This window comes from Flavobacterium sp. HTF (assembly GCF_003105115.1).
Lineage (GTDB): Bacteria > Bacteroidota > Bacteroidia > Flavobacteriales > Flavobacteriaceae > Flavobacterium.
In genome coordinates, this window is record NZ_QETH01000026.1 from 25,809 (window position 1) to 47,454 (window position 21,646).

A 21,646-nucleotide genomic window follows, 5' to 3' on the forward strand; every position below is an offset into this window, starting at 1 on the left:
CTTTTAATAATTTATAAATTGGTTCCTTCTTGTTGGTAAAATGGATAAACCATATTTATTCTCGAATTGGTGGCACGTACTTTAAAATCAATCAGTACTAATAATTCGCCGCTCAAATCGTCTCCTTTTGTAATGTCAATTTTTTCAACGTCAATTCTGGGTTCGTGATACAGAATAGCCGTTTTAATCAATTCAGAAACAAACGTTTTTAAAGTTCTGTTCAATGGATTAAACAAGAGTTCGTCCATATTACAGCCGTATTTGGGCTGCATAATACGCTCGCCAATTTTAGTCGAAAGCAAAATCTCCAGACTGCTTTTAATGTCGCTTTCATCCTTAAGCATTGTCACCTCTTTTGTGTTTGCTTTAAACTCAGGAGGAAAACTCCATCCTATACCTAAAAAATCTTGTTCTGTTTCCATAACTAACCAATTAATACAGTTGGTAATCCGGCTACTATTGTACCGCCGTGTGCGGTTGAATCGCCCATGCGTGCGGCAGGTTTGCCTCCAATTAAAACCGTTGATGAACCTGCAATAATGCTGTCAGGCGGACCTGTGCATGTGGCCATATCGCCTACGCATGCAGCGGGCATTCCGCCAATTAAAACAGTTGGTGCGCCCGCGGGTAAAATTGGGCCGCCCACATGCGGAACCGTTCCGGTAACCATTGGACAAACGTGCATATCGGTAATTCTGGCGGCTGGTGCTCCCATAATTTTAATTTATTTGTACAATACTTCCTTTTAAGACGGCTGTGGCTCCGGAGGACATTTCTACGCCCGCACTTCCTTCTGCCTTAAATTGCGCACTGGCATTTATCGAAACATTTGTCCCTTCGATTTTTACATCTCCGGTGGCTTTGAATTCAATATTTCCGGCACTTTCCATTTTTATTCCGTTGCTGTCGATTGTGATTACATTCGAGTTTTCATCTTCAATTTTGATGATACCCTGATCTTCATCGAGTGTTATTTTTTTTCCGGCTGGAGTTACAATTGCGATTGATTTTTTTTCATCATCAAACAAAACTTTCATTTCGCTTCGGGTTACAATACCTTTTTGATGATTGTCATCAGAAGCCGTAATTGGAGCCGGTTTTCCGCTGCTGTGAAGCATTCCTAAAACAATGGCGTTATTTGGATCTTCATTGATGAAGCCGATAATTACTTCGTCTTCAATTTCTGGTCTGAAAAAAACACCTCTTTTGTCTCCCGCATCAGGCGAAGCTACGCGGCACCAAATGCCTTGTTCGTCATTATTGATAATGGGGATTTTTACTAAAATTCGGTCTTCGCCGTTTGGATCTTCTTCGAGCTGCGTAACGATTCCCACATGAAGCCCTTTTATCGCGGGAATAATTCCAGAGCCAGTTGGTGTATGAATGTCAAATGTTTCAGAAAACCATTCGGGATTTAATCCAAATTGCGCATCAATCGTCCAGTTTCCTTCGGCCAATTCGTGAAAAACGCCTGTGATATAGGCATTTCCATTAAATCGGTCGCCTACGCCTTCGAGCTTAATTATGGTATTTGGTTTTACTGCCGGAATACCTTGAAATTTGACTCTTCCGCGAATTTTGGATAATTGCTGAAACAGTAATTTAGAATCGGCCCAATCCTGAAGCTCTACTTCGGTAATAGTTCCGCCGTGACGTAATTCAAGATTTTCATGATCGATAATTTTTGACAAATCAGAAACAGAAAGATTACCGTTCAGGCTTACGGCCGGATCGCTGGCTTCAATTTCTACTACTTCCTGATCAGTGTAATTCCAACTGTACGAAGACACTTTTGCAAATTGATTACGGGCATCAATTTCGGCATCAAAATCAAGTAAAGAGGAACCAAAAGTAACCGTTTCAACAGGCGAGGAGCCAACATTGGGTTTGCTGATAGTGATTTTTCCATTCTCCACAAAACAAAGTTTTCCGCTGGCCTGTGCTCTTGAAACTATAAAATCCCAATCAGACGTATTATACTGAACCAGTTCTTTGTGGGTGAAATTGGTCGCTTCGACATCTTTATCCAATCCGTATGCAGCAATAATTTCTTCAAATGCTTCACTGTCTTTTACATCATAAAAATATTTGCTCTTTCTGCCAATGGTCAGTTTTACTGCTTCGTCTTTACATTCGATAATCAGTAAAGAAGCGCTGCTTTTTATTTTGATCGAATGCTTGATGATAATTCCTTTGTAAATGGTTGCTTCATCGTTGTGATAGCCCGCACTTATTTCAATTTTTTTCCCCGGAATCAATAAATCTTCATTACTCAGTTTAAAATCTCTTTCAGAAGCTTCACCATCTACCAGAACAATTTGAGCCATAGGAATCCTGTTGACTTCATTTTGTACCACAACACTTTTTACCTGATAGGTTTTAGATAATTCTGTTCCTTCAATTAAAATTTTAAGTGTTACTAAATCGGCACTTTTACTGGTTTGTATGACTCCGCTGTTGTTCATCAGGATTGTTTTTGTAAGGGTGGAAAAAATAGTTTTTGTCCCGTTTTTAATTTTCTGAAATTCACAATGTTATTGACTCTGGCCACTTCCAGATAATACTTAGAATCGCCGTAAATGTGATACGACATTAAGGGCAGTGTATCGCCTTCCTTAACGGTTCTGTAATGTGTTAAATCGGGCGATTTGTTATTTTCTTTTGCTGCTCTTAAATTGTCTTCAACAAAACCCTGAAATTTTGCTTTTGCCACTGCTCTTATCGGAGTTCCGTCTGGTTTAAAGAGTTTGAATTCTACATCCATTTCGGTCAAAGCACCTTTAAAGAGCAATGTTCCCCAGGAAATGATGAGGTAATTGGGCTTGTGTTCGTCTCCATTGTAATCCAAAATAACTTTTTTGAATTTCTCAATGTCATCGATAATGCCATCGTCTGAACCTGCAAAGCCGTTAATTACTCCTGATCGGTCAAAAACAAAATCAAGCTCCAGGTTTTCAGGTAATTTTTTATTAAACCTTGGAGAAACGGTACTCGTTCCCGATGCCTGCGTTTCATCTGTTTCAATTTTATAGTGATAGGTATATTTCTCCGGATTTATAAGCGTAGAAAATTTACCATCAGCAATCTTGTTGTTGAATTCCGGGTCACTATAGGCAGTAACTTTTAGTTTTTCTAATTCTCCAGGCATGACTAGCGTTCTTTTTTACGTTCGATGATTTTCATTACTTGCTCTACACATTCCGCTACCGGATCTTCATCCTTGCTTTTTGCAGTACTTTTAGAAGCCGGTGGCTTTGATCCTTCGTTCACGTTTATTTTAATGTGAAGCTCTTTTATTTCTATGGGCATGACTAACTTTTAATTAAGGTGAAATAATTGTAGGTCAGCTCTACGTTTTCAATAACGAGCTTACTTTCTTCGGCATTAAAATCTTCAACTGCCCATTTTACAGGGTAGGCGTGAACCACGTTCCAGGAAACCAAAGGCTGATGCTGCTGATTGAGCAGTTTAACAGTCAGGTTTACAGGTTTGAAAGAAAAGTTTTCGATCGCATCCCGGCACCAGTTAATCACAACAGAATCAATCAGGATTCCTCTTTTTAAAGTCAGGTTTGGATATTTTGTCTTTACCGGAAGTTTGTGCTTGAATCTGTTTTCTCCACCTTCGGCAATTTCTTCGGTTTCGATGTCAACAGACAAACCGGAAACCGATTGAAACTGATGGTCTTTTTCTTTCGAGCCAAGACCTTCAAATTCAACTAAAAAATGAAAACCGACAGGTGGGTAATAGTTAGCCATGACTAGTCATTTTGAATAGATAAACCTTCGTGAACCAGTTCCATAGATTCGATCGCAACTTCATTTCCATCGGCTTTTAAATCAGTCGATTGAATTTTGGTAGGCCATGCATTTTTTACTTTCCAGGTAATCACAGGTTCGTGATCCTCGTTGAGTAATTTGATGGTAATGTCCCTTCTTTCTATGGTGTTTAGTTTTACTGTATTCCACCAGGTGTAATACTCATTATCGCTTGCAAACGTTCCTCTTTTTAATGTGATGTTAGAGAATTTCTGCATGCCTGGCATTTTGATCTTGCTGTATTCGGGACTTGCTCCCTGACGGTATTCAATGACTTCAGTTTCTACATCTAATCCGGAAACTTCTGTAAACCCTATTTTTGTTCCTTTCCAGTCAACTGAAAAATGGAACTTTGGTAGTGGATAACTCATGATCTATATTTTTTTATGTTGATATATTAATTAAGATTCCTGCATTTTGTGAGAGAAACGTAAAATGATAAATTCTGCCGGACGAACGACTGCCATTCCGATTTCGATAATCATATTGCCGTCTAAAATATCTATAGCCGACATGGTTTGTCCAAGTCCGACTCTAACATAAAATGCCTGTTCTGGTTTTGCCCCGGCCAGTGCTCCGGCTCTCCATTGCAGAATGAGGAAATTCTCAATCATCGCTCTTACTCTTATCCAGGTATTGGCATCGTTAGGTTCAAAAACAAACTGCTCTGTCGCTTTTTTAATAGATTCTTCGGCCATATTAAAGAAGCGGCGAACCGGAATGTAACGCCATTCGCTATCGTTACCAGCTAAGGTTCTTGACCCCCAAACCAAGGTTCCTTTGCCGGTAAAACTTCTGATAGCATTTATGGATTTACCTGCTGTAGTATCAACATTTAAGTTATCCTGATCGCCGTTTGTTATTTTCAGAGATGGTTTGATGACATAGTTTAAGCCTACGTTAGCCGGTGCTTTCCATACGCCGCGGTCACTGTCTACTCTCGCATAGACTCCAGCCAATGCCGAACTGGGCGGTAATGTAACAGGAAGACCTGCGATTTCAGACTTAATGATATTGTATGATGCATTTTCTAAAGGTTCAATATCAGCCAGAAATCTGCCGTTCATTGCGCCATTATTCACATCTACTCCGGAAACATTTACAGTTGAGACTGCTGCGATTATGGCACCAACTTGCGCAGACATATTTAAAAATACATCGGGAGTGATGGCAAGCGTATTATCAGGTAATCCTAAAACAGGAGTATAGTTTAATAGTTTTTTGACTTCGGTAATAATGTTTGTCGCATTTGTTTTTACTAAGCTTAATACTTTTGCATTAGTATCGGCGTTTTTGATTTTTGCAGTAAGATCGATGATATTTTTTAAGACACTTTCAATTTTATTGGCCCCTTCAAACCCGCCTGTAAAAGCGGCAAGTGCTACAATGATGTTATCATCTGCCGTAGATAATTCTTCTACAGATGCAATAGCTGAGTTGGCTGCATTTTTAACCTTTTTCTTGATTTCAACCAAATTATTTAGCTGCACAATCAGGGCGTCCAATAAAGTTGTGAAAGCAGGAATTGTTTTTGCTACTGTAAAATCAGGATTGTTATTATTATAGCCTGCAGGGTCCTGGGTATATTTTAAAATAGATGGAATGGCACCCACTATGTTATCATTTGTTGCATCGGCATCGGCAGAATCACTTATAGTTCTTAAAGCTGATATAATTGGAGTTAGCGCATTACTGGCATCATTAAGTTCTCCAAGAGCTATTGGCACAGCATCTTTTTTATATGAGATATGATTAATTAAGATGGAGTTTTCATCATATTTATAATCCAGAATAGTTTTTAAATAAGGAAAATATACCGCTCCATATTTTAAATAATCTTTTTCCTGATTTAGTTTAAGTCTGATTTCATCTATTGGTGAAACAAGATCAGTATCGTCATTTTCATATTCTACATCCCGATAGGTGTCTATAATGGCGAATCGGTCCTGCATATCATGACACTGTGTTAACGCACTTTTGTATAATTCATAGAAGTCATTGTCACTGGCTAATCCTGTAGCATCCGGAAACAGGATAAGTGTAGGCTCATCTTCACTTCTTAATAAATCAAGGCCATCCTTTAAATCTGAAAAAGAGATCAGGTTTAGATTGCTGTTTTCGTCTTCATAAGTGTTTACGGAAACAATATAACATGGTCCGCCGCCATTTGCAAAGTACATTTGTAATGCATAATACATCAAAAAAGTGCTGGGAGAACTGGGCTGGTTTACTACAATATCTCGTTGTAATTTGCCGCCAATTTCTACATCGGTTATATTTACGGATATAGTCTTTTCGGGATAGGCTGAACCAAAATAGTTTTCATAATCAAGTAAAGAGGTGATTCTTGTCGGATCATTAATTAAATCACCTGCAGTTTTCTTTGTTGCTTTTTCGGTATAGCCAATAAAAGCGGGAATCGCTGTTTCTACCTGGGCAACAGAAGGAGGAAACTTTACGATTTCCTCAATATATACTCCAGGCGTTTTGTAATTTGTTGCCATAATTGATTGTTTTTTAATTATTTAAATAAATATTTCAGAATAGTAGTCACTACTGATTTTTGTTATTGATTTCACCGATGGATTTGGATATTGACTGTCTGGTGGCTGTGCAGGCGTAAAATCGGTAAGTGGGTCAATTTCAACAAAACCAGAGCGTGTGAGTGGTTTTGCTGTGTTGGTTTTAATTTCGGTTCCTGCTTTCCGGTTAATATATTTCCAAAGTGTCTTTCGATTGTCAAAATGAATTTTAAAATTCGGGCTTATTATTTCGCCCAAATTGGTCACAATGTTTCCGGCACTATTATCGCCCTGAAGATTTAGAGAAATAAGCCCAAATACATTTTGTTTTTCTGATGATTGAAGTGTCGAAATTGAATTGGCAGTGGTTTCTTCGGATACTAAAAAATCATCTGAAATTAATTTGTTGTCATTTATTTTTGGAAGATATTCAAATGAAACCGGTTCAGTTAACGGTCTGACGTTGCTAAAAAGAAAAACCTGATTAAGGGCAAAGTCGAGAGCGGTATAATTTTCAAATTGATAATCCTTGATTTTGATCAGAAATTTTAAGTTTAAATCAACTGGAATTTTTATAAAAGGTTCAGTTTCATTTGTTTCTTTCACTTTAATGTATATTCTAAAACCCGTTTTGGTTTTTTTGAATACCATTTTGTAATTTTTGAGCTCATTATAGGTTTCCAAAGTTGGCGTTATAGCTGTAAAGGCATCGGTATTAAAATGTTGCAGCATTTTTTCTTTATCGGCAGCTGACATATCTGCAAAAGTTTCTTCGGCATTATTCAAAAAATAATTATGAAGAAGCGTTACTTCAAATAGCAATCCGTATGTGATAGAAAAACTCATGACTGCTCTTTTGTTTTGGTTACACCTTTAACTTTGCTGATTAGTTGTCCTTCTGCCTGAGCAATATTGCGCTCAATTTGTATCATGCTCACTTTGTATAAAGCTGATGGAAGCTGCTTGCCGCCCAATGTTCCCCAGATATAATTCAACTCTTCAAAAGTGGGAGTGTAGAGTTCCACTGTGAATCTAAAATTGTCAACATTGCTCATGGCAATATTGTTTCGGTTATAAATAGTATTGGCCTGGGTAAAAAGTCTTTTCCCCTGAAAAAATTCAATGATTTTTGAAATATCCTTAAGTGAATTGACATAATTATCTCTGTTGGCGCTAAAAAGGATATACAGGTTTAAATTGACGATGCTGTTTTTGTAAATTGTTTTAGCATTTTCAATAGTATGATTGGGAAAGTTTTTTAAAGTAGCTTCTTCATCTAAATTGATTACCGTAAGTGCCACAGCATTTTTTAACGCGTCGCCTATATCTTCATTTTGGGATTCTAAAAAAGCAATATTTTCAGGGACAACAGATTTGTCCAGCCCAATTTCGTCGAGATAGTTATTTACTTGTTCTGCAATTATTTGAATAACTTCAAAAATCATCTTATAATAAGTTTTTAAGGTCCTGCATTAATAAAATTCTGAGATTAGCAGTCATAAACGAGATTGTCATGACCAAAAGGAATAGATTCTACGGCGTAGATTAAAAAAAGAAGAACTTTTCTACTTAAGCTTAAAGTAAAAATGAAGGCTTCTTTACTGGTGCAAGGTAGATAAACCTAAGGCTATAATAAAAGGGGAAAAAGCCCCTTTTTTATCCGTATTTTTGCGGTTAAATTATTGATTATAAATACCTTGTGTGTGTTTTTGCAGTTTGCTTTATTTTGTCGAAAAAGAAATTTAGAAGGTATAAAAAGCATTTAGTTTTTTAAGGATGAAATCTAAAAATAATGGGTTTTTTGAGTAAGACAGAGACAAAAAAAGACAGATAATAATAGTAAATTTGCCTGATCAACTGCTAATTTCTGCATCACAAACAAATGACTATAAAACAACTAATCGGTACTTATTCTATTTCGGGAAGTAATCAGGAAGAAGGGAACGAAATAAACTATAAAGGAATTTTGACTTTATCTTTGGACGGGAATAACCGGATCATTGCCCGTTGGCTGATTAATGATTCGCAGGAGCAAATAGGCCATGGATTCTTTAAAGATAATATTTTGGTCATTAATTTTAGTTACAAAGGAGAAGACCATAAAACCTATAAAGGAGTTGCGGTTTACCGCTGTATTACAAAAGATGTCCTGAATGGATTTTGGTCAGAAAAACACGGAAATCCTCTCTATCTGGGAACAGAACATTGCTTAAGAATAGAAAGTACAGAACGGCTGAATTAAAGTATTCGGCCCTGTTTTCTATCATTATATTTTTCGAAACAATTCTGAAATTTCAACATCCAAAGCCTTACGGATTCTCATTAGTTTATCAATCCCCATAATTTGCTTTCCAGACATATACCTTCTCAATGCTTCGATATCAAGATCTGAATCGTGAGCTACATGTCTTACTTTAAGACTTTTTTCTTTAATAATCTCTTTAATATTATTTCCTATAATCCTCACAGATTCAGGTACCTCAGTTTTTCTCATTTTTTAATTATTTAAAGCTGAATATTTATTGTAATAAAATAACTATATATTAGCCAAAAATACATGCTTATCCGGAAGAGACAAAACATTTAAGGCTTTCTGTGAAAGTTGATTTAAGTTGTTGTTTTCCATTTCTTTAAGTCATGGTTTGTCCACTTGCATTAAAAAAGAGATTGTAATTATGATTGAAAAAAAGAGTAACAGCATAAACTTAAAATACATTTTTTTAGTTTTTATTGCCGTTTTTTTAAGTACGATTTGCCACGAATTAGCACATTGGGGAATGGGAGAGATTCTGGGAAATAAAATGACAGTATCATTAAATACTGCAAAACCAATTTCTGGCGAATATTTAGCGGAATGGCACAGAAACTATGTAACGCTGGCCGGGCCATTATTCACACTTTTACAGGCAATTCTATGTTACTTTTTGATCATGAAGTATAAGAAAATCGAGATATATCCATTTCTCTTTTTTCCTTTTGTAATGCGGTTTGCTGCCGGATTAATAAATCTGAAAAGTCCAAACGATGAAGGCAGACTTGGACTTTCTCTTGGAATAGGATTGCTAACAATTTCAGTTTTCGTTTGTTTTTTTCTCTTTATCCTAGTGCGAAAAGCAACAAAAGAACTCCAAATAAACTGGAAATTGAATACTCTGAGTTTTATTTTATGCTGCATCTTTTTGTTGTTACTAACATTTATTGATGCAAAATTTAAAATCAGGATTATCTAATCTGAAGACTATATAATTTTGAAAATAAATAAAATGAAAAGAATATTACGATAATCTCTTTCTTAGATATTATGTTTCGCGCTCAAATTCAAGTGTATAGGTAAAACTGTCTGCCTTATAATATCCTACGTTCCATTCGAGAGGTCTGCTGCCCGGATCAAAAACAAATCTTTTACGTTTCAATATTGGCTCTCCGGTTTTTATTTCTAATTTTTCAGCCAAAACGGAATCTGAACTGATGGCACTAATCTCTTCTTTAGACAATTTTGCAATTGAATTATAATCCTGTCCCAGTATTTCATATAACGGACGTGAAAAATCCTCATTGCCTGTTAAGCCAATTCTGGGGTTAAAATAAGATATGAAATAAACAAAAGGATATTCGGCTTTGCCTCTTACTCTTTCTAATTTTAGAATCCTCACATCATCTTTAATATCAAAAAACAAACAAAGTTCTTCATTTGGTTTCACCCAGCTTAAATGCAATTCATAATTTTTGGTTTCTATGCCCAGGGCTTTCATTTCCTGCGAAAAACTCAGCCAATTTTGTGCTTTTGAACTAACAGATGTCTTTTTTGCAAAAGTCCCAACTCCTTTTTTTCGCATTAGCAGCCCTTCATAAACCAGTTTATTTATAGACTGGCGCAAGGTACTTCTGGAAATTCCTAATTGTTTAGACAAATCCATTTCGTTAGGTAATTTTACCCCTTTCTGATACTCTTCAGACTTAATTGCTACTCTTAATTGTTCTTCTATCTGAATATGAAGCGGGATAGGACTACTGTGATTTAATGTTATTTTCATACTTATTTATCAAATTCATTACGAATCATTCATTTCTGTTAAACATTTAAAATCAATGTTTTTCAGGCCAAAAGAGCAATACCACGTAACGATAAAACCATTTTATTTAAAATACTCCTACAAAGTTACTTTATTTTTTTGATAAAAAACAATAACCTGCTTTGTAGTATGATAACAATTTATTTACTTTGCTACAACGATATTGTACATACATATATACATGTTGAAATTTACTGCTATTATTTTAATTTAAACTTTATGAAATTTTATTATTTAGGTGTTGATATTGGAGGCTCGCATATATCAGGAGCTTTAGTTGATTCTGAGACAGGTTTACTTGTTGCAGATACTTATCAGAAAACGCTATTAGATTCGAATGGTCCCTGCCATTCCTTTTTCACAGGTTTTGAAAATCTGATTGAAAAAATAATAGACAATCCCTCAAATATAACTTTGGCTCAAATTGGAGCCGTAGGTATCTCGATGCCCGGACCTTTTAATTACAAAGACGGTATTTCAGAAATCAACGGTGTCAAAAAATATGATTCCTTATTTGGCCTGAATGTAAAACAGGAAATTAAAAAGATTGTAAATAATATTCCGGTTTACTTTTTAAACGATGCAGAAAGTTTTGCCATGGGCGAATACAAGGCAGGAGCAGCAATGTATAATTCGCGAAGTATTGTATTAACGTTAGGAACCGGTTTTGGAAGCACGTACCTCATAAACGGAAGTGTACAATCAAAAGAAAAAAATGGAATACCCACCAATGGATATTTATACAATATTCCCTTTAAGAACGGAATTGCCGATGATTATTTTTCGACAAGATGGTTTGTTGAAAAATGGAACCAATTGAATCGTGAAAAAGTCCATACTGTAAAAGAGATAACCACCCTGGCAGATAATAACGATTCTGATGCCCTTATTTTATTTGATGAATTTGCCGAAAATTTTATCGAATTCATGACTCCGCGAATATCAGACTTCCAACCCGAAAGCCTTGTTTTGGGAGGAGGAATAGCAAAAGCATCCCATCATTTTTTAGATAAGATCACCAAAAAAGTACAGGAAATTAACGAAACTAAAATTCAAATATGCAAACTATGGGACAAAGCTGCCATAACAGGAGCTGCCTTAAATGCAAGTAACTCTTTAAAAAATCAAGATTTGGAACAGAATAAAGAATGGCGTAAAACACAACAGTATCTAGCACCTGAAAAAAAAGTAAATAATGAAGTTACCTATGATGCTTATCCTTCATTTCCACTCGGAGAAAACAAGATAAAAGCGGGTACAGAAGAATTTGCAAAATGGATCGAACAACACAAAACGATTATAATAGATGGGTATGTAGGTGTTTTTTGGCACCATTTGGTAGAAAATCTGGAAAAAGAACTTAAAAAAAGAGGTAAAACGGTAAGATGGTTTCATGTAGATGCCGCGATGAAATCTTCGGATGAATTAGATCAGATGTTGGAGCCTTATCTTGGAGGTGATGATCCTCTTTTTGGAAAAATTACCGATAAGAATTTAATAGACTGGTTTGATACTGAAAAATTAAAACTGATTAAGCCTGATACTTCAGCAGATATAAATATCCTGGTGGGTTGTGGAGCCTCTCTGGCTCAATGGCAGGCACCAATTGTTTATTTTGATTTACCAAAAAATGAGTTACAGTTTAGAGCCCGTGCCGGAATGGCAACGAATCTGGGATCTAAAAATAAAATAGACAATCGCAGGACCTATAAGCGTTTTTATTTTGTCGACTGGGTAGTTTTAAACAAACACAAAAACGAAATACTGCCTTTCATTGATCTTGTTGTAGACGAACAAAGACCGGATAATTACTTGTTTATGACCGGAGATTCACTTCGTTCAGGACTTAGCCAAATGGCAAAAAATGTCTTTAGGCCAAGACCATGGTTCGAGCCTGGAGCATGGGGAGGAAGCTGGATGAAAGAGCAAATGGAAGGACTGAATAAGGAAGTCGAAAACCTTGCCTGGTCATTTGAACTTATGGTGCTGGAAAATGGGATAATGTTTGAAAGTGATCAATATCTACTGGAAGTTTCTTTTGATTTTTTGATGTTCAATAATTATCAGGAGGTATTGGGAGATTGTGCAGAAAAATTCAAATACGACTTTCCTATCCGATTTGATTTCCTGGATACTTTCGACGGAGGAAATCTTTCGATTCAATGCCACCCAACGCCTGAATATATCAAAGAAAATTTCGGAATGCCCTTTACCCAGGATGAAACCTATTACATTTTGGATTGTAAAAATGACCCGTTAGTATATTTAGGATTTCATGAAGGTGTAAAACCTGAAGAATTCCATCAAGCATTAATAGAGAGCCAAAAACAGGTAAAAGAATTAGATGTAGATAAATATATTCAAAAATTTACAGCAAAAAAACATGACCTTTTTTTAATACCCAACGGTACTATCCATGCTTCCGGAAGCAACAATCTGGTTCTTGAAATTAGCAGTGCTCCCTACATTTTCACTTTTAAAATGTACGATTGGTTGCGTCTCGATTTAGATGGGAAACCGCGACCGATAAATATTGAGCATGGCATGAAAAATTTAAATTTTGAAAGAAAAGGAAATCGTGTTGTTCCGGAATTGATTTCTGCGCCTTATGTCATTGCTCAAAAAGAAGAATATACACTGGAACATTTACCAACACATCCCGAACATTTTTATGATGTACACCGATATACCTTAAATGACAAAATACATATTTCAACAAATAACAAATGCCATGTCTGGATGCTTATCGAAGGTACTTCTGTAATTATAGAAACTAAAAACGGAATCAGGCAGCGTTTTAATTATGCAGAAACATTTGTAGTTCCGGCTTCTGCAGACAGTTACACCATATATAATGAAAATCCAAACGACAAAACCTTATTGATAAAGGCTTTTGTGAAATAACAGAAACACACTTTACTAATTAACCAAAATCTAAAATCAATTATGAATTTATGAAAAACCACAAAGCACCCAGTCCGATTTTTTGGATCCACAGATCCAAAAAAACACGGCTAATTTTATCATTATTTTTGATAATTAATATGACCGTGTTATATGCACAAAATTCAATTTCGGGTACTGTAAAAGACAGTAAAACGCTCGAAACTATAGTTGGCGCAACAGTTAGTATAAAAGGAACCAAAACCGCTACCAGCACTAATTTTGATGGAGTTTACACTCTGAAAGCTCCGGTAAATTCGGTAATCGTAGTAAGCTTTCTGGGTTATGAAAGTATCCAAAAAACAGTAACCGGCAGCGCGGTTCTTGATTTCGTTTTAAAAGAAGAACAAAACCATCTAAAAGAGGTTGTTGTAGTAGGTTACGGCACTCAGAAAAAGGCAAATCTAACCTCCGCAATTAGTAAGGTAGGTTCAGATGTTTTTGAAAACAAACCTGTCACCACCGCATCGCAGGCACTACAAGGAACGATTGCAGGATTAGTTATCCAGCAAGGATCAAGTGAGCCGGGTCAGGGAACAAATATCAATATTCGCGGAATTGGAACTTTTCAATCGGGTACCTATCCCTTAATATTAATCGACGGTTTGGAAGGAAGTATTGACAATATCAATCCCAATGATATCGAAAGCGTATCGGTTCTTAAAGATGCTTCTTCAGCAGCAGTCTATGGTTCAAGAGCTGCTAATGGGGTGATATTAATTACAACCAAAATGGGAAAATCCGGAAAAGTAAGAATTTCTTACGATTACATTTATGGAATGCAGCAGCCTACCAATATGCCCAAATATGCCAAGGCATGGGAATATGCGGAACTAAGGAACGAAGCTTTGATAAATTCGGGTTTACCGGCAAAATTCACACCGGATCAAATCAACGATTTCAAAAAAATGGGACAAGGTACCGTTTGGCTGAATGAAATTTACAGAGATAAAGCACCACAATCTACACAAAATCTTTCGATTGAAGGAGGTGGAGAAAAAACCTCATACCATATTTCGATTGGTCATGTTGATCAGCAAAGTTTATTTGAAGGTAACGACGATTATGGTCTGAAAAGAAATAATGCCAGAATAAATATCCACTCAAAGCTGTCCGAAAAATTAAATATAACAGCCAGCGGTGCTTACAATGGAGCGGTAATCAAAGAACATGCCTACTGGACCAACTGGCTTATAGAACAGGCAACCAGAATACCGGTAATATATCCTGTAAAAGATGAAAAAGGAAACTATACCCTTCCAAGCGGTAGTAACTCTAACGGATTGGCCCGTTTAACAAAAGGAGGTATGAGAACCTATCAGAACGATGGTTTTGCAGGAAGCCTGACCGCAGAATGGTCGATAATAAAGGATCTGAAACTTAAAGGATTTTTTGGAGCCAACCTGTCCGATAATAATAATCATGAATTCAGAAAGTCCATTGATTATGCACCTTATACAGGAGGCGGAGACAATGAAAGCTCGGTGATGGATCGTTTTGACAGGACTTTGCTTCTTAACTCAACCCTTACTTTAAACTATAATAAAAGAATAGGCGAAAATCATTCTTTTACCGGTTTATTAGGTATTTCTGAAGAAAAGAGCGACAGAAGATGGTTTCAGGCAAGAAAAATTGGAATTCCCGGAAATGAATTTGGAGTTCTGGGTAATGGAGCAGTAACAGATGAAAAAAACACGTTTGGTAACGGAGAAGAATGGGGAATTCAATCTTATTTTGGAAGAATAAACTATTCTTATAAGGATCGCTATCTTTTAGAAGGTAATGTGAGGGCAGATGGCTCGTCGCGTTTCTCTTCTGAAAACCGATGGGGAGTTTTCCCGTCATTCTCCGGAGCATGGAGAATCTCAAAAGAAAACTTCATGGAATCGGCGAGTTTTGTTAGCAATTTAAAAATCCGTGCTTCCTGGGGACAAGTTGGTAATCAGGATATCGGACTCTATAGATATTTGCGAACAGTTTCTGTTAATACCCAGGCATATTCTTTTAATGATAATCTGGCCAATGCTGCTTATTTCAGTGAAGCAAATCAGAACCTTAGTTGGGAAACCAGCGAAATGGTGGATTTTGGAATCGATGCCGGTTTCTTTAATAATAAATTGTCATTTACACTTGATTTATACAGTAAGGATTCTAAAGATGTACTAGTAAACAACCTTCCGGTTCCGGGAATTTATGGCAGCCAGTCGCCAACTCAAAATATTGGTACGGTAAACAATAAAGGGTGGGAGTTTAGCACAACTTATTTATTTACCACAGGAAAAGTAAAACATTCCATCAATGCAAATATCGCCGATAATGTCAATGAAGTCACAGATGACGGAGGAAGAACCCTGATTTCCGGAACTGATGTGGTTACGATCCTGAAAAAAGGATTTCCTCTGAACTCTTACTACGGATTAAAAAGTGATGGCTTTTTTCAAAATGCAAACGAAGTTGCCAATGGTCCAAAACAAAATTTTAATGCTGCTGGTGCAAAACCCGGAGACATAAGATATGTTGACAGAAATGGAGACGGGGTAATCAAGGAAGAAGATGACCGATTTATTTTAGGAAATCCATATCCTCGTTATACCTATGGTCTTACTTATACCGCTGAATGGAACGGGCTTGATTTAAGCATCTTTTTACAAGGCGTTGGAAAACGCAGTATGTGGATTAGAGGTGAAGGAGTAGAAGCGTTTCATAACAGCAATGAAGGTCCGGTAATGGATTATCATATTGACAGATGGACCCCTGAAAATCCTAATGCCGAATATCCCCGTTTAACAATTGGTACTGAATCGGCAAATAACGCTGCCAAATCAGACTTTTGGATAGAAGACGCATCTTATCTGCGCTTAAAAAATGTACAATTAGGATACACAATTCCTTCCCGATTTACCGATCAGTTAAGAGTGGCTAAATTCAGAGCTTACATTACCGGTCAGAATCTGGTAACATTAACCAAATTGAAAGCAGGATATGATCCCGAAATCAATTCTGGCGAAGCATCAAACGGGCGTGTATATCCGGTAACAAAAGTTTTAGCCATCGGGCTTAGTGTTAACTTCTAAATATTTAGATATGAAAACAAAACATATAATAGTACTATTGATAATGTGTGTCTTTTGGGGATGCGAAAATCTCGACACACCATTATTAGATAAAGAATCGGATTTATCATTCTGGGATAAACCCGAAGACGCCCTTAATGCCTTAAACGCCTGTTATCCGGATTTATACAATGCTGATCAGTTTATTTTTAATGAATCACTTTCTGATAATTCCTATACTAAAAGCAACAATGGATCACTGGTGAGAGATGTTGCAAATGGCAGTTATGATGCTTCGGCGGCATTAGTTCGTGATGTCTGGAATTCCAGATATGTAGGAATTAAACACTGCAATATCCTATTAGACAATATCGATAAAGTACCGGGCTTAAGCAATGATATAAAAAACAGATACATTGCCGAGGCAAGGGCAATTCGTGCTTTCCATTATTTTATTTTAATGAATAATTTTGGCGATGTACCTCTGGTTACCAAAGAAATAAGCATCGAAGAATCTAAAAGAATTTCCCGAACTCCTAAAAATGAAGTATTACAATTTATTTTAGATGAGTTGGATTTTGCCAAAATCCTGCCTAATTCTTATGCTTCTACAGATAAAGGACGTTTTACAAAAGGAGCAGTATTGGCACTAAAAGCCAGGGTTTTGCTTTGTGAAAATCGTTGGCAGGAAGTGGCCAGCATTTGTGACGCACTTATAAACAAACATGAAGCAGGTAATCTGGATTTATTTTCAGGATCTTATGCCGATTTGTTCAAGCCACAGAATAAAAATAATATTGAGGTACTTCTGGATGTTCAGTTTATGGCTATAAACAGAGAGCAAAATACACAATATTATCTAATCCCTCCTTCATTTGGTGGCTTTGCAGCTATTTCGCCAACGCAGGAACTAGTTGATAATTATTTGTTATTAAATGGCAAAACGATTGCAGATGCCAGTTATAATGAACTAAATCCATATAATAACAGAGATCCGCGTTTAGATGCTACCATCATAAGACATGGTTCTCAATTAGAAAATCCAAACGGAAGCTTTACGACTATAAATACAGCTTTAGGAACCGGGGATGATGCTATAAACAATTCATCAAATTGTACTCCAACCGGATATTATGTATCTAAATTTTACGACAAAACAGCTCGTAATATGTTGTATTCCGGCTCAAACCTAATCCTCATTCGTTATGCAGATGTACTATTAATGTATGCCGAAGCAAAAGCGGAACTAAATGAATTCAGTCAGGCAGAATGGGATTTAACGATTAAGAGACTGCGTACAAGAGCAGGATTTACAGATGCAAATGCTTTGAATTGCCCTACGGTTTCTAATACTGAAATGGAAGAAATCATACACCGCGAACGCCGTTCTGAGCTTGCAATGGAAGGGTTAAGATTAATGGATTTGCGTCGTTGGAAAACAGCCGAGATAGTCCTTAATGACTGGGTTCATGGCATGAAAACAAATGAAGCGCCACTGATTGACAATGGTTATGTACGTGTCGAGAAAAGAATATTCATGGCGAATAAAAATTACCTCTGGCCAATTCCGCAATCAGAAAGAGATTTAAATAAAAACTTATCCCAAAATCCTAATTGGTAAAATCTAGTCTATGAAAAAGATATATACAAGACTATTTAGTCTTATAGCAATCCTTATTTTAGGAAGCTGTACCGAGAAATACGAATTAGAGACAGGTTTTGATGCGCCGGAATCATTAATAAACCCGGCGGCAAACCAACTTGTAGTGATAGATTTAGAAAATGGAACCCCGACAGTATTTGAGTGGGCAAAATCAAAGTCTTACTATGGAGGCGTGGTTTTATATGAAGTTCTGTTTGACAAAGAAAATGGAAATTTCACCAACCCGATCTACAAAACAGTTTCCAATGCAGGCGGTGGGGATAACTGGTTATCATTGACACCCAAACAACTTATCGTCCTGGCCAAAAGTGCCGGCATAGGTATAGATTCTGAAGGGGCTGTAAAATGGAAAGTAGTAGCCTCTCAGGGAGGAGAGAAAAAAGAAACGCAGGAAACACGCATTATTAAATTAAGACGCCCTGCCGGAATAGCAGAAATCCCAAGTGAATTATTTATTTATGGACAAGGATTTGAAGCACAAAGTATTAACGCTGCAATGAAATTTAAGAAAACCGATGACGGCGTTTTCGAAATTTTTGCTTCTCTTGGCAATAGCGAGATAAACCTTTGTAATTCTCTTTCTGCTTCTAAAATTTACTACAAATTAAGCAATGATAATAAATTAATCGAATCCGAAACGGAATCAGGCACTCCGATTAACGGAACCGGAAAAGTCTACAGAATTGTGGTCGATTTTAATTTACTGACAATTAAAACGACTGAAATCCAGTCTATTCAGATGATTAGAACATGGCAATACAATTTAGGAGATTTTACTTACGTAGGCAATCACAAATTTGAACTTAAAAATATTGCACTGCCATTTTACCACGACTGGGGGTATCCGGAAGAGCGCTATCGTTTTTGGGTGACTACCAATGAAGGGAGAGAAATTTGGGGAAGTTATCATAATGACCAGATGAACGGTTCAAATATTCCAGGAATGCCGGCATTTGGAAACCCTCCTGACGGAACTCAGCCAGCTCAATATTATAATGTATATAATCTTGCAGACATCCCTAGTGCAGGTCAAAACCAGGACTGGGTAGGAATGTACAAACTTCCTAAGGATTCTGAAAACAAACATGCAAATGTTGTTCTTGATATGTCGCCTATAGGAGATTACAAACATTCGGTAATTATAATTGATTAAAAAAAACAACAGGCTGTTTGACCAGTTCAAACAGCCTGTTTAAAAACTTATAATATGAAAAATATCCAAAAATTAAGTTTATTGTTACTTTCAATGCTTGTGTTTTCCTGTCAGGAAAATCAGGATAATGAGTTAACGCATTCAGATCCAACCGATCCGGTTGTGACCATTACTTATAAAGAAAAGGCGAAACAAACATTTGATTTGATTCAGCAAAATTATAAAATCAATAGTTCGGGTCTTTATCTGGAAAACTTTCCGAAGGAAGTTGGTGACCGCCAAAGCTCTTACCTTTGGTCACTTGATGGTCTTTTGGCGGGTGTAAACCAATTAAAAGCAATAGGTTATAAAGATGCAGTATTAAACGATTCGTATACTGCTTTAGACAAATATTATGATTCCCAGCGTTTGCCAAGTGCTTATGCGGCATTTCCTGTTCAATATAGTTTAGATGATCGTTTTTACGATGATAATGCCATTATTGCACTTGAACTAATTGAAGATTATGAAATTACCAAAAATCAGGCTTCATTAGACAGGGCTATAAAACAAGTAGATTTTACCATGACGGGTGAAGACAACAAAACTGGCGGCGGTCTCTATTGGGTTGAGCAATACAGAAATAAACCCGAAAGCGATCTTTGCAACAAGGCAGTTTGTGCAACTGCTTTTACAACCACTTATCTTCTTAAACTTTATCAGCACACCAAAAACGAAGATTATCTGCTATTCGCAAAAAGATTGTACAAGTGGCTTAATGAAAACACTAAGGACCCTGTTGATAATCTTTTCTGGAATGATATCAGGGTAAGGGACAACTATGTAAACAAAACCAAATGGACATACAACTCTGGTGCAATGATTACCAATAACATTTTATTGTACGAAATCTCAAAAGACCAGGCCTATCTTAATGAAGCAAAAGCAATTGCTTCCTCTACGTATCGCGTTTTTACAAGAACAGTAGATGGCAAGCTTTTTTTTCCGGAACATGATTCCTGGTTTAATGTATGTCTTTTCAGAGGATATCTGGATCTTCTTAGACACGATACAAATGCGCAAAATTATGTAAACACTTTTATCAGTAATGCCGATTATGCCTGGGAAAAAGCCAGAAACAATCATGGATTATTTTATGAAGACTGGGCAGGAATCAAACCGGGAAGAGACAAATGGCTGTTACAACAAGCAGCGTTAGTAGAAATCTATGGCCGAATCGCATTATTAAAAGGAGAAAAACAGCTATGAACAAAGTAACCGCTCTTATAATCTGTTTTTTATTTGCTGTACAAGCTAATAGCCAGAACAAAAAGCCGGAATCTTATAAAACATATAAAAACAAGGCTGAATTGTTCTACGATTTGGTTTATGGATTATATTATTTGCCCAAGTATAATTTGTTTTCTGAATATTATCCCAATACCAATCAGCCTAATATAAATTATTTTAATGATGGGGAGAAAACAGCAAAAGAAGTTTCATTTCTATGGCCTTTTAGCGGAATGACATCTGCTGTAAACATCCTTTATAAGATTGATAAAAAGAAATATAGTGCCTCTCTTAAAAATTTGATTGAAGCTCAAAAGCAATACCGCGACACTATCCGAAAACCTGTTGGATACCAGGCATACCCAACCAGGCTTGAAAAATCAGATCGTTATTATGATGACAACGGATTAGTGGGTATTGATTATATCGAGGCTTACGCAAATACAAAAGAAGCTCATTATCTAAAAGATGCGAAAGAAGTTTTTGAATTCATAATAAGCGGATGGAATAACGATCTCGAAGGAGGAGTTACCTGGCTTGAAGGTGTTTATAATCAGAAACCAGCCTGTTCTAACGGAAAAGCAACAGTCTTGGCCTTGAAAATTTACGAACAGACAAAAGACAAATATTATTTAGACTGGGGCTTAAAATTTTATGACTGGATGCATTCGCATTTAAGGGCAGAAGAAAATATCTACTGGAATGATATGAAAACCGCCGATCGTTCTGTTTTAAAAACCGCCTGGACTTACAACACCGGAACCATGCTGCAGGCGGCCGTGAGTTTATATAAAATTACAGGGAACAAAATTTATCTCAAAGAAGCACAAACGCTGGCCGAAGGATCTTATTTGTATTTTGGAAAAAAACAGGCTGATGGACGCATATCCATTCTGGACGATCCGTGGTTTACAATCGTTTTGTTTCGTGGTTACCAGGATTTATATGAAGTAGATCAAAACCCAAAATATGTAAATACCATTATTCAGAATATTGATTTTGCCTGGACAAATGCCCGGGATGATAAAGGACTTTTTTATAGCAACTGGAATGCCGGAAAAGACGAATCAAAAACACCAAAATGGCTGCTTAATCAGGCAGCTGTAATCGAACTTTACGGTCGGATTGCATTAATAAAAAAATAAATCACTT

The 21,646-nt window shown here is 36.6% G+C and carries 20 protein-coding genes; 8 read left to right on the forward strand and 12 right to left on the reverse strand.

The window, feature by feature from the left end; all coding sequences use genetic code 11:
- Window positions 1–11: 11 nt before the first annotated feature.
- The 10 genes from DCO46_RS10105 to DCO46_RS10145 are packed head-to-tail and all read right to left on the reverse strand — an operon-like array spanning window position 12 to window position 7,785.
- Entirely contained in the window at window positions 12–422 is a 411-nt protein-coding gene (locus DCO46_RS10105; protein ID WP_116752433.1) for a GPW/gp25 family protein, read from the reverse strand.
- A gap of 2 nt (window positions 423–424) precedes the next feature.
- Window positions 425–715 carry a PAAR domain-containing protein gene (locus tag DCO46_RS10110; RefSeq protein WP_116752434.1) on the reverse strand — a complete coding sequence of 97 codons (291 nt, stop codon included), beginning with the start codon at window positions 713–715 and terminating at the stop codon, window positions 425–427.
- 4 nt (window positions 716–719) lie between these two features.
- Entirely contained in the window at window positions 720–2,465 is a 1,746-nt protein-coding gene (gene vgrG, locus DCO46_RS10115) for a type VI secretion system tip protein VgrG (protein ID WP_116752435.1), read from the reverse strand.
- Window positions 2,465–3,148 carry a CIS tube protein gene (locus DCO46_RS10120; protein ID WP_116752436.1) on the reverse strand — a complete coding sequence of 228 codons (684 nt, stop codon included), beginning with the start codon at window positions 3,146–3,148 and terminating at the stop codon, window positions 2,465–2,467. The genes vgrG and DCO46_RS10120 overlap by 1 nt, the downstream gene beginning before the upstream one ends.
- A gap of 2 nt (window positions 3,149–3,150) precedes the next feature.
- Window positions 3,151–3,309, reverse strand: coding sequence for a DUF5908 family protein (locus DCO46_RS22670; protein WP_165828904.1), 159 nt, complete (start codon window positions 3,307–3,309; stop codon window positions 3,151–3,153).
- Between the two features lie 2 nt (window positions 3,310–3,311).
- Window positions 3,312–3,758: a phage tail protein gene (locus tag DCO46_RS10125; protein ID WP_116752437.1), complete on the reverse strand. Its 447-nt coding sequence runs from the start codon at window positions 3,756–3,758 to the stop codon at window positions 3,312–3,314.
- A 2-nt stretch (window positions 3,759–3,760) separates the two neighbouring features.
- The gene (locus DCO46_RS10130; RefSeq protein WP_073488721.1) at window positions 3,761–4,189 is read right to left on the reverse strand and encodes a phage tail protein; all 429 of its coding nucleotides are present in this window, start codon (window positions 4,187–4,189) and stop codon (window positions 3,761–3,763) included.
- 30 nt (window positions 4,190–4,219) lie between these two features.
- The gene (locus DCO46_RS10135) at window positions 4,220–6,322 is read right to left on the reverse strand and encodes a phage tail sheath C-terminal domain-containing protein (protein ID WP_116752438.1); all 2,103 of its coding nucleotides are present in this window, start codon (window positions 6,320–6,322) and stop codon (window positions 4,220–4,222) included.
- A gap of 21 nt (window positions 6,323–6,343) precedes the next feature.
- Entirely contained in the window at window positions 6,344–7,186 is an 843-nt protein-coding gene (locus DCO46_RS10140) for a hypothetical protein (RefSeq protein WP_116752439.1), read from the reverse strand.
- Entirely contained in the window at window positions 7,183–7,785 is a 603-nt protein-coding gene (locus DCO46_RS10145) for a DUF4255 domain-containing protein (protein ID WP_116752440.1), read from the reverse strand. Before DCO46_RS10145 ends, DCO46_RS10140 begins: the two co-directional genes overlap by 4 nt.
- A 437-nt stretch (window positions 7,786–8,222) precedes the next feature.
- Between DCO46_RS10145 and DCO46_RS10150 the strand changes: the two genes are divergently transcribed.
- Window positions 8,223–8,582, forward strand: a complete 360-nt coding sequence (locus tag DCO46_RS10150) for a hypothetical protein (protein ID WP_116752441.1) — start codon at window positions 8,223–8,225, stop codon at window positions 8,580–8,582.
- A gap of 24 nt (window positions 8,583–8,606) precedes the next feature.
- Here DCO46_RS10150 and DCO46_RS10155 read toward each other — a convergent pair whose 3' ends face one another.
- Window positions 8,607–8,834 carry a helix-turn-helix domain-containing protein gene (locus DCO46_RS10155; RefSeq protein ID WP_116752442.1) on the reverse strand — a complete coding sequence of 76 codons (228 nt, stop codon included), beginning with the start codon at window positions 8,832–8,834 and terminating at the stop codon, window positions 8,607–8,609.
- A 181-nt stretch (window positions 8,835–9,015) separates the two neighbouring features.
- Between DCO46_RS10155 and DCO46_RS10160 the strand changes: the two genes are divergently transcribed.
- A complete protein-coding gene (locus tag DCO46_RS10160) occupies window positions 9,016–9,570 on the forward strand; it encodes a hypothetical protein (RefSeq protein WP_116752443.1) in 555 nt (184 codons plus the stop codon).
- A 69-nt stretch (window positions 9,571–9,639) separates the two neighbouring features.
- Here DCO46_RS10160 and DCO46_RS10165 read toward each other — a convergent pair whose 3' ends face one another.
- Window positions 9,640–10,374: a GntR family transcriptional regulator gene (locus tag DCO46_RS10165; protein ID WP_116752444.1), complete on the reverse strand. Its 735-nt coding sequence runs from the start codon at window positions 10,372–10,374 to the stop codon at window positions 9,640–9,642.
- Window positions 10,375–10,632: 258 nt separating this feature from the next.
- Here DCO46_RS10165 and DCO46_RS10170 point away from each other — a divergent pair, with 258 nt between their 5' ends.
- The 6 genes from DCO46_RS10170 to DCO46_RS10195 are packed head-to-tail and all read left to right on the forward strand — an operon-like array spanning window position 10,633 to window position 21,639.
- Window positions 10,633–13,317, forward strand: a complete 2,685-nt coding sequence (locus DCO46_RS10170; RefSeq protein ID WP_116752457.1) for an ROK family protein — start codon at window positions 10,633–10,635, stop codon at window positions 13,315–13,317.
- Window positions 13,318–13,367: 50 nt separating this feature from the next.
- Window positions 13,368–16,430, forward strand: a complete 3,063-nt coding sequence (locus DCO46_RS10175; protein ID WP_116752445.1) for a SusC/RagA family TonB-linked outer membrane protein — start codon at window positions 13,368–13,370, stop codon at window positions 16,428–16,430.
- Window positions 16,431–16,440: 10 nt separating this feature from the next.
- Window positions 16,441–18,030, forward strand: coding sequence for a RagB/SusD family nutrient uptake outer membrane protein (locus tag DCO46_RS10180; RefSeq protein ID WP_207784962.1), 1,590 nt, complete (start codon window positions 16,441–16,443; stop codon window positions 18,028–18,030).
- Window positions 18,031–18,040: 10 nt separating this feature from the next.
- Entirely contained in the window at window positions 18,041–19,225 is a 1,185-nt protein-coding gene (locus DCO46_RS10185; RefSeq protein ID WP_116752447.1) for a SusE domain-containing protein, read from the forward strand.
- Between the two features lie 54 nt (window positions 19,226–19,279).
- Window positions 19,280–20,473: a glycoside hydrolase family 76 protein gene (locus DCO46_RS10190; protein ID WP_116752448.1), complete on the forward strand. Its 1,194-nt coding sequence runs from the start codon at window positions 19,280–19,282 to the stop codon at window positions 20,471–20,473.
- On the forward strand, window positions 20,470–21,639 hold the full coding sequence (locus DCO46_RS10195) for a glycoside hydrolase family 76 protein (RefSeq protein ID WP_116752449.1): 1,170 nt from the start codon (window positions 20,470–20,472) through the stop codon (window positions 21,637–21,639). The genes DCO46_RS10190 and DCO46_RS10195 overlap by 4 nt, the downstream gene beginning before the upstream one ends.
- Window positions 21,640–21,646: the final 7 nt, after the last annotated feature.